This is a genomic window from Mycolicibacterium agri (assembly GCF_002553505.1).
In the GTDB taxonomy this organism is placed as follows: Bacteria; Actinomycetota; Actinomycetes; order Mycobacteriales; family Mycobacteriaceae; genus Mycobacterium; species Mycobacterium agri.
On record NZ_PDCP01000139.1, the window covers coordinates 1 to 8,851 of the forward strand.

An 8,851-nucleotide genomic window follows, 5' to 3' on the forward strand; every position below is an offset into this window, starting at 1 on the left:
GAGCTCGATATCTACTTCTGCGATCCGCACTCGCCATGGCAACGCGGCAGTAACGAGAACACCAACGGGCTGCTGCGCCAATACTTTGCTAAAGGCACCGACCTATCAGTGTTCCCGGCCGACTACCTCGACTACGTTGCCGCCCAACTCAACACCCGACCCCGCAAAACCCTCGGCTGGAAGAAACCCGCTGAAGTCCTCGACGAGCTACTCTCAAACCCGCCAAAACCACCCGCTGTTGCATCCACTGCCTGAAATCGCCCGAGGAAACCCCGTGCACACGCGTCTGCTCGCGGTGAAGAGTGGCCGCACCGAGCAGCGCGATTTCGCAGATCAGGGCGATTTCCTGTAGCCTGGGCCGGTTGCCGACGCAGGTAACCCTCCTGCCACGGACAGGCCGTGGCCGTGATAGCCCATAGGAGGTGATGAGGTTCTCATGCGTCCATACGAAATCATGGTCATTCTCGACCCCACCCTCGACGAGCGCACCGTCGCCCCGTCGCTGGAGACGTTCCTCAACGTCATCCGCAAAGACGGCGGAACCGTCGAGAAGATCGACATCTGGGGCCGCCGCCGGCTGGCCTACGAGATCGCCAAGCATGCCGAGGGCATCTACGCGGTCATCGACGTGAAGGCCAATCCGGCCACGGTGACCGAGCTCGACCGTCAGCTCAGCCTGAACGAGTCCGTGCTGCGCACCAAGGTGCTGCGGACCGACAAGCACTAAAGGCTGCCGGTAGTCGGGGCGGCTGCGTAGGCTCGCCCTCGACACCCACCGCCCGATATGACTGCAGGAGGAGCTCGTGGCTGGTGACACCACCATCACCGTCGTCGGAAACCTGACCGCCGATCCGGAACTGCGTTTCACGCCGTCGGGCGCCGCCGTCGCCAACTTCACGGTGGCGTCGACACCGCGGATCTACGACCGGCAGAGCGGGGAGTGGAAAGACGGCGAGGCGCTGTTCCTCCGCTGCAACATCTGGCGGGAAGCCGCCGAGAACGTGGCCGAGAGCCTGACCCGCGGCGCCCGTGTGATCGTGCAGGGCCGGCTCAAGCAGCGGTCCTTCGAAACCCGCGAGGGCGAGAAGCGCACCGTCGTCGAGGTCGAGGTCGACGAGATCGGCCCGTCGCTGCGCTACGCCACCGCGAAGGTCAACAAGGTCAGCCGCAGCGGCGGCGGTGGCGGCGGATTCGGCAGCAGCGGAGGCAGCGCCCCCGCCGCTCGCACGGAACCGAAAGACGACCCCTGGGGCAGCGCTCCAGCGACCGGATCGTTCGCCGGCAGCGACGACGAACCGCCCTTCTGACACAAACCTCAATCAGCAAGAAGTAAGAAAGAGATAGCGACATGGCCAAGGCCAACAAACGACGCCCGGCACCCGAGAAGCCGGTCAAGACCCGCAAGTGCGTGTTCTGCGCAAAGAAGGGTCAGGTCATCGACTACAAGGACACCGCGCTGCTGCGCACCTACATCAGCGAGCGCGGCAAGATCCGCGCGCGGCGCGTCACCGGCAACTGCGTGCAGCACCAGCGCGACATCGCGGTCGCGGTGAAGAACGCCCGCGAGGTGGCGCTGCTGCCGTTCACCTCGTCGGCCCGCTGAGCCCGCGCACTGAAGGAAAGACGACAGAAATGAAGCTCATTCTGACCGCCGAGGTCGATCATCTCGGCGTGGCCGGCGACACCGTCGAGGTGAAGGACGGCTACGGACGCAACTACCTGCTGCCGCGCGGGCTGGCGATCGCCGCTACCCGCGGCGCCGAACGCCAGGCCGAGGCGATCCGCCGGGCCCGCGCGCTCAAGACCGTGCGCGACGTCGAGCACGCCAACGAGTTGAAGACCGCGCTCGAAGGTCTCGGCACCATCGAGCTGCCGGCGCGGACCGCCTCCGGCACCGGGAAGCTGTTCGGCTCGGTCACTGCCTCCGACATCGTCGAGGCCATCAAGAAGGCCGGCGGCCCGAATCTGGACAAGCGGACCGTCCAGTTGCCCAAGGGGCACATCAAGACCCTGGGCATCTATCCCGTCACCGTGCGCCTGCATCCGGATGTGGACGCGACGGTCTCGGTCAATATCGTCGCCGAATAAGCTACGCAGCCGTCAACACCGGCGTGAACGCCCTATCGGGCCTCGCGCCGGCGTTGCTGCATGTCTGGCGAACAGATAGTGCGGCTATCCACTCAGCGAACATAACCCGGCGTTAACCCGGCCGGTGCCAACCGGAAACTCAACACGCCCGAAGCGGTAACCCGCGGCGACACGCCGAGGAATTTGTCATCCACAGTTTGTCACCACCCTTGTGGTGCCCTTATCTGCGGGAATGTGGTGAACTCCGGCGTCTTTCCACAGGTTTTCCCCAACGCCTCAACACGGCCGAGCGGAGATATCCACACCCCATCCACAAGTTCATAAACAGGCGGCCTTTGCGGTCTCTCCAGCAACGTCTAGCGTTGGCCGTCGCAAGGCATTCCGGCGTTCCGCGTGATTGTTCTGTCGGCGGCCTGGCTTACAGTCACGGGTACGGCCATCGAACGTGAGTTCGAGAGTATGTGGGGAGGTGGACGCTTCGTGGCTGTAGTCGACGATCTCGGTCGGTCGGACGTTCCGCCGCCGACTGAGGACTTCGGCCGTCAGCCGCCACAAGACGAAGCCGCCGAACAGGCGGTGCTCGGCGGCATGCTGTTGAGCAAGGACGCCATTGCCGATGTGCTGGAGCGCCTCCGCCCCGGCGACTTCTACCGCCCCAACCACCAGTGTGTGTACGACGCGATCCTGGACCTCTACGGTCGCGGTGAGCCGGCCGACGCAGTGACGGTGGCCGCCGAGCTGGACCGCCGCGGTCTGCTGCGCCGCATCGGCGGCGCCCCGTATCTGCATACGCTCATCTCCACGGTGCCGACGGCCGCCAATGCCGGCTACTACGCGAGCATCGTCGCCGAGAAGGCGCTGTTGCGCCGGCTGGTCGAGGCGGGCACGCGCGTCGTCCAATACGGCTATGCGGGCGCCGAGGGCGCCGAGGTAGCCGAAATCGTAGACCGGGCCCAGGCGGAGATCTATGACGTCACCGAGGGCCGGACGTCGGAAGATTTCGTTGCGCTGGAGGACTTGCTCCAGCCGACGATGGACGAGATCGACGCGATCGCGTCGCAGGGTGGAATCGCGCGCGGTGTCCCCACCGGCTTCATCGAACTCGATGAGGTGACCAACGGTCTACACCCCGGCCAGATGATCGTGATCGCGGCGCGACCCGGCGTTGGCAAAAGCACGCTGGGTTTAGATTTTCTGCGCTCCTGCTCGATCAAGAATCGACTGACGAGCGTCATCTTCTCGCTGGAGATGAGCAAGTCTGAGATCGTTATGCGTCTGCTGTCAGCAGAGGCGAAGATCAAGCTGAGCGACATGCGATCCGGGCGTATGAGCGATGACGACTGGACGCGGCTTGCGCGGAGAATGAGTGAGATCAGCGAAGCACCTTTGTTTATCGACGATTCGCCGAACATGATGATGATGGAGATTCGCGCGAAGGCTCGTCGACTCAAGCAAAAGCACGATCTGCGACTGATCGTGATCGACTACCTTCAGTTGATGACATCGGGCAAAAAGGTCGAGTCGCGACAGCAGGAAGTATCTGAATTCTCAAGGCAGCTCAAGCTTCTGGCTAAAGAGCTGGAGGTGCCCGTGGTAGCCATGAGCCAGCTGAACCGCGGCCCGGAGCAGCGCACCGACAAGAAGCCAATGTTAGCTGATCTACGCGAAAGCGGAGCGATCGAACAGGACAGTGACATGGTGATCTTGCTGCACCGCCCCGATGCATTCGAGCGCGACGACCCGCGTGGCGGCGAAGCGGACCTGATATTGGCCAAGCACCGCAACGGGCCGACGAAGACGATAACCGTTGCGCACCAACTGCATTTGTCGCGCTTCACCAATATGGCGAAGTAGCACAACGCGACTGTAGGTTCTCAAGTTTGACTGCATTTTCTCAACTTCGGCTGCATCAAGACTGCATTTATGCAGTGAACGTGAGACACACCGACTGAGGTGCGGGGGATTGTGGGCATCGGGTGAGACGGTCGAGAGGTGCCCGGAGACGGACAGCCCGCTGAGGCGATAGTCTCGGTCCGAAACAAGGACACCCTGTCTGAGTTCTCAGTGGACTGGACTCTTGCGACTGCGGATCTCCTCAGCGCCGCAGCGCCGTGGCGAACGTTTCGGTGGTATCGGGGCCAGAAGCACTACTCGGGCACGTATTGGTCGTCGACCGAGCAGTCGCACGTCATTTATGAGTCCCGTCTGGAGTTGGCGCGGCTGCTGTACGCCGATTACGACGAGGCGGTGCGCCGAATCGTCGCGCAGCCGTTCTTGTTGAAGGCCAAGGTCGGTCGGCGAGTGTGCAGGCATGTCCCCGATTTCGCACTACTCACCAAACAGGGTCCCCTGATCGTAGACGTCAAACCCCGTGCCCGCCTTTCGGATCCGCGAATCGGCGCCACACTCGATTGGACAAGGCAGCTCGTTGAGGGACGTGGGTGGTGCTACGAAGTCTGGAGTGAGCCGCCAGTGACGGAGCTCAGTAACGTCAGGTTTCTGGCGGGGTTTCGTCAGCGGAGATGTTTCGACGTGACGCTGTTAGACGAGGTACGCGACCGCGATCTTTCGGGTCGTACGTTGGGCGAGGCCTTGAGCGCTGACTTCGGTCGATCTCGCGAGCTCGTGCGTTCGGCCGTCTTTCACCTGGTGTGGAACCACTACCTCACAGTCGATGTGGCCGCGCCATTGACCAGTTCGACCATGCTGATGAAGGGACCCCACTGTGACTAGTTCTGCTGTCCGCGTTGGTGTTGGAGCGCGAGTCGTCTACGACGGGGAGCTAGTTGAAGTCGCTGAACTGTACGCGGGACCGTCGGGAACCGAGGCGGTGCTGCGGTCGTGCGGTGGGCAAGGTGGGGTCGTTCGATTGAGTTTGCAGGAGTTGTTGACGAGTCGGCGCGCGCGGCTTGTTCCCGACAGCGAGGGCCCGAATGCAGATGACGACGATGTCGAACCCGCTGATGTTGTGTTGTCAGCCCTTTCTGAATCTGAGAGGGCGATCGTCGCGGAACGGGCCGCGCATGTTCGAGAAGCGTTGACAGGTCATCGATCCGGGACGGCTGAGTTGTCGGCCGCGGGTGAGCCCCGGGTGCAGTACGATGTCCGGCATTCACTGACTGCGCGATACGAGGCGAAGGCGGCTGAGCTGGGGGTGAGTCTGCGCACCATCACGCAGTGGGTAGCAGACTTCCGCCAACATGGTGAAGCCGGCCTGGCGCGCAGTGCTGTCGGACGGCAGAAGCCGCTGGGCCTTGTCGACGAACGCTGGGTCGAGACCGCGCTCGAGGTGATGGTCGAGCATACGGATCAGTCGCGGCCCTCCCAGGCGATGGTGATCAAGCGGACCAGTGCTCGGGTCGTTGCGCGGTATGGGCCAGACGTCGTCAAGTTTGCCAAGCCGCGCTACGGCGTATCGAGTATTGGAGCAACTCGAGAACCGACATCCCACCTTCCACTTAAGCACCAAGAGGAACCGCGATATCGCTGATCGGCCGGCTGGCGCATACGGCAAGCTGCGCCCGACCCGCCCTGGTGAGTACCTGCTGATGGATACCACACGGCTGGACGTGTTTGCCTTGGACCCGGTCACGCTGCGGTGGGTGCAGGCGGAGCTGACCGTCGGGATGGACTGGTATACCCGCTGTATCACCGGGATTCGGGTTACTCCGGTGTCGACGAAGTCGGTGGATGCCGCGTCGGTGCTCTACCAGGCGTACCGTCCGCGGCCGGCGAGCAAGGATTGGCCGGCGCACGCGGTCTGGCCCGAACACGGCATCCCACGATCGGTCCTAGTCGATGTCAATGCGGTCGATGGACCGTTGACCGGCGCGGCGGGGCCGGCGATCGTGCCGGAAACCGTTGTGATCGACCACGGCAAGATCTACGTGTCTGATCATCTGACGAGTGTGTGTCAGCGGATGGGCATTTCGATCCAGCCCGCGCGGTTGCGGACGGGGCGGGATAAGGGCCCGGTGGAGCGGTTCTTCCGCACCATTCGCGAGGATCTGCTGCAGGCGTTGCCCGGATATAAGGGCCCGGACGTGCATTCGCGCGGACTGGACCCCGAATCAGACGCCTTCTTCTACCTCGACGAGTTGGAGGCGATCATCCGCGAATGGGTGGCGGTGATCTATCACCACCGGCCCCATGACAGCCTGATCGATCCACACCTGCCGGGGCTACGGATGTCACCGGCGACGATGTTCGAGCACGGTATCGCTCGCGCCGGCTACATCGAGGCCCCGCGTGATCCTGACTTGGCCTACGAGTTCCTCAAGACCAAATGGCGCAGGATCCAGCATTACGGCGTCGACTTCGGCGGCCGCCGCTACAACGGGCCCGCGCTGAACCCATACCGCAACGTGACCAGCCCGTACGCGGGAGAAGCCAAGGGCCGCTGGCCGATTCACTACGACCCTGATGATATCACCCGGGCGTTCTTCCGCGACCCGGACACTCACACGTGGCACACACTGACGTGGGAGCACGCCCCATCGATGGACATGCCGCTCAGTGAGGACGCCTTGGCGTTCGCGCGCAAGCTCGCCGCCTCGAAATACACCTACCCCGACGATCGGCTCGCGGTCGCGGACTTGTTGGAGCGGTGGAACCTGGGTCTGGGGTCAACGGTGACGGAGCGCCGTATGGCGTTGCGGCTCTCACGCGAAGCCGTCCTGCTCGACGAGGACGAAAAGCGGGATGAGGTCGCCACATTGCCGTCTGCCGCCCGCGTGCTGGCCACCGCAGGACCTCCTCAGGAGGACGACGAGGAAGACGCGGATATCAAAGTGCCCAACCCTAAGGCAGGTGACGATGACTCCGAAGACGATCTCGACGACGACACCATGACCGACTTTTATGCAGACGCTCTGGAAGACGCGTGATGGTCAAGCGAGCCCCAAAGCACGAACCCGAGAACCGACTGGACAATCTCACGCTGGCCAGGAAAGAAGGCTGGCAGCAGTTTGTCAACACCGCTGCCCGCATTCCACCGGAACCCTTGACCCGCATACAACTTGAGGCACTCAGCGAGGAGGCCTTCGACGACTACAACCGCCAGCGCCGCGAGTGGCATGCCAACCTCGGCCCCATCAAGACACCACAGCTGGCCACCTTGCACGAGGACTTGTGGGACATCGTGGACAGCAACGCCCAAGATGGCGATAAAGCCAAGGGAGCGGTGGCGATCGATGCGTTTCCCGGACTCGGCAAGACCACCTCAGTGCTTGATTTCGCCAAGAAGTTTCATCGCCGCGAAATCAAGGAACAGGGAACCGAAACCAGCGATGGGCATGAACGTTGGCCGGTGTGCCGGGTCGGGTTGACAGGCAACACCGGCAGGGTCGAGTTCAACCGGGCGATGCTGGCGTTCTTCGCTCATCCGGGCGTCTCACGCGGCAACGCTGCCCATTTTGCGCACCGTGCCCTGGACTGCGTGCTGACCTGCGAGACGAAGCTGCTAATCGTCGATGATCTGCATTTCCTGCGGTGGCGCAACACCGTCGGTGTCGAGATCAGCAACCATTTCAAGTACATTGCGAACGAATTTCCCGTCACCTTGCTCTTCGTTGGTGTCGGTCTGGCGGCACGCGGTCTGTTCTCGGAGGGCTCCTCCTATGAGGACGCAGTGATCGCCCAAACCGGGCGCAGGACAACCAGACTTGATATGCGGCCCTTTGACATTGGGACCGATGAGGGCCGACGCGAATGGCGCCAACTTCTCCTCGCGCTGGAGAAGCGGATTGTGTTAACCGATAAGTGTCCCGGCATGTTGGCCGACGACCTATCGGACTATCTGTTCGCCCGTAGCACCGGACATATCGGCTCGCTGATGACACTGATCAACCGGGGTTGCCAACGAGCCGTGCGGACCGGCGCGGAAGTTCTGACCCGCGAGCTGATGGACCAGGTGAAAAACGATGCAGCATCGGAGAAAGCCCGCCAAGAACTCCAGACCGCCTTCGACGCGCGACGTTTGACGACCAGAATCGGCAGGGCCGGATGACCGCCGTGCGGACGCTGCCAATCCGCGTCCCTCCGATTGACGGCGAAGCACTCGACTCCTGGCTGGAAGCGATCGCTGCCCGCACCCACAGCGCCTTCGGCGACTTGCTGTCGGCGATGGCGCTGAACCGCAACGACGCGATCAGCAGCGGCGCGTGGATCGTCAGGCTGGAACCCGAAGAAACCGCGGTCATCAACGAAGCCACCGGGGCTAGCAAAGCTAGGCTCGAAACCATGGTCCTGGCCCACTATTCGGACCGGGCGCTGCGAATCAATCCCAATACGGGGACGATCAGCCGTGCGTTCCCGTGGGGACGTGCGGTCGGATCACGCTTCTGCCCCGCATGTTTGGAACAGACCGGCGGCCGATGGCAGCTGGCGTGGCGACTCGGCTGGACGTTCGCCTGCACCATCCACAATTGCCTGCTTGCCGATGCGTGCCCACAGTGCGGCGCAGTTCAACGCCGCCGCACACACGTCGGCGACATCATTCCCGAGCCGGGCCGTTGCGCCCATGCCGCCACCGACGCGACCGGACGCGCCCCGGCGAGATGCCACACCGACCTGACCAACGCACCAGTCGCTGCGTTCGACGCGGACCACCCCGTCATTCATGCCCAGCGGATCATCAACGCCGTCATCGACGACGACACCCCCACGTTCGGCGTGTACCGAAGCAGTGAACCACCCCGGGTTTGATGCACACCTTCTTTCGAGGGAAGGTTGTTCGCATCATGGCGAAGAGGTACGACGAGGA

General features: G+C 63.0%; 9 protein-coding genes and 1 pseudogene. All 10 read left to right on the forward strand.

Going from position 1 to position 8,851, the window contains the following annotated elements:
- On the forward strand, window positions 1-255 hold a 255-nt coding region (locus CQY20_RS32225), incomplete at its 5' end, for an IS30 family transposase (protein ID WP_109789712.1).
- Window positions 256-436: 181 nt separating this feature from the next.
- A complete protein-coding gene (gene rpsF / locus CQY20_RS32230) occupies window positions 437-727 on the forward strand; it encodes a 30S ribosomal protein S6 (protein ID WP_097945168.1) in 291 nt (96 codons plus the stop codon).
- A gap of 76 nt (window positions 728-803) precedes the next feature.
- On the forward strand, window positions 804-1,307 hold the full coding sequence (locus tag CQY20_RS32235; RefSeq protein ID WP_097945170.1) for a single-stranded DNA-binding protein: 504 nt from the start codon (window positions 804-806) through the stop codon (window positions 1,305-1,307).
- Between the two features lie 41 nt (window positions 1,308-1,348).
- Complete coding sequence (gene rpsR, locus CQY20_RS32240; RefSeq protein WP_097945172.1) at window positions 1,349-1,603, forward strand: 30S ribosomal protein S18; 255 nt, start codon at window positions 1,349-1,351, stop codon at window positions 1,601-1,603.
- 29 nt (window positions 1,604-1,632) lie between these two features.
- Complete coding sequence (rplI, locus tag CQY20_RS32245; protein ID WP_097945174.1) at window positions 1,633-2,088, forward strand: 50S ribosomal protein L9; 456 nt, start codon at window positions 1,633-1,635, stop codon at window positions 2,086-2,088.
- 480 nt (window positions 2,089-2,568) lie between these two features.
- A complete protein-coding gene (gene dnaB, locus CQY20_RS32250) occupies window positions 2,569-3,942 on the forward strand; it encodes a replicative DNA helicase (RefSeq protein ID WP_097945180.1) in 1,374 nt (457 codons plus the stop codon).
- 210 nt (window positions 3,943-4,152) lie between these two features.
- Complete coding sequence (locus CQY20_RS32255) at window positions 4,153-4,821, forward strand: TnsA-like heteromeric transposase endonuclease subunit (RefSeq protein ID WP_234816517.1); 669 nt, start codon at window positions 4,153-4,155, stop codon at window positions 4,819-4,821.
- Window positions 4,814-6,974, forward strand: a pseudogene (locus CQY20_RS32260) (Mu transposase C-terminal domain-containing protein). The gene CQY20_RS32255 and the pseudogene CQY20_RS32260 overlap by 8 nt, the downstream one beginning before the upstream one ends.
- Window positions 6,974-8,095: an AAA family ATPase gene (locus CQY20_RS32265; protein WP_097945176.1), complete on the forward strand. Its 1,122-nt coding sequence runs from the start codon at window positions 6,974-6,976 to the stop codon at window positions 8,093-8,095. The pseudogene CQY20_RS32260 and the gene CQY20_RS32265 overlap by 1 nt, the downstream one beginning before the upstream one ends.
- Complete coding sequence (locus CQY20_RS32270; protein WP_097945178.1) at window positions 8,092-8,793, forward strand: TniQ family protein; 702 nt, start codon at window positions 8,092-8,094, stop codon at window positions 8,791-8,793. Before CQY20_RS32265 ends, CQY20_RS32270 begins: the two co-directional genes overlap by 4 nt.
- Window positions 8,794-8,851 lie beyond the last annotated feature (58 nt).

Excerpts from the sequence above, each read along its gene's own strand:
- rpsF (WP_097945168.1), top strand. The coding sequence starts at position 437 with ATGCGTCCATACGAAATCATGGTCATTCTCGACCCCACCCTCGACGAG.
- rpsR (WP_097945172.1), top strand. The coding sequence starts at position 1,349 with ATGGCCAAGGCCAACAAACGACGCCCGGCACCCGAGAAGCCGGTCAAG.
- rplI (WP_097945174.1), top strand. The coding sequence starts at position 1,633 with ATGAAGCTCATTCTGACCGCCGAGGTCGATCATCTCGGCGTGGCCGGC.
- CQY20_RS32265 (WP_097945176.1), top strand. The coding sequence starts at position 6,974 with ATGGTCAAGCGAGCCCCAAAGCACGAACCCGAGAACCGACTGGACAAT.
- CQY20_RS32270 (WP_097945178.1), top strand. The coding sequence starts at position 8,092 with ATGACCGCCGTGCGGACGCTGCCAATCCGCGTCCCTCCGATTGACGGC.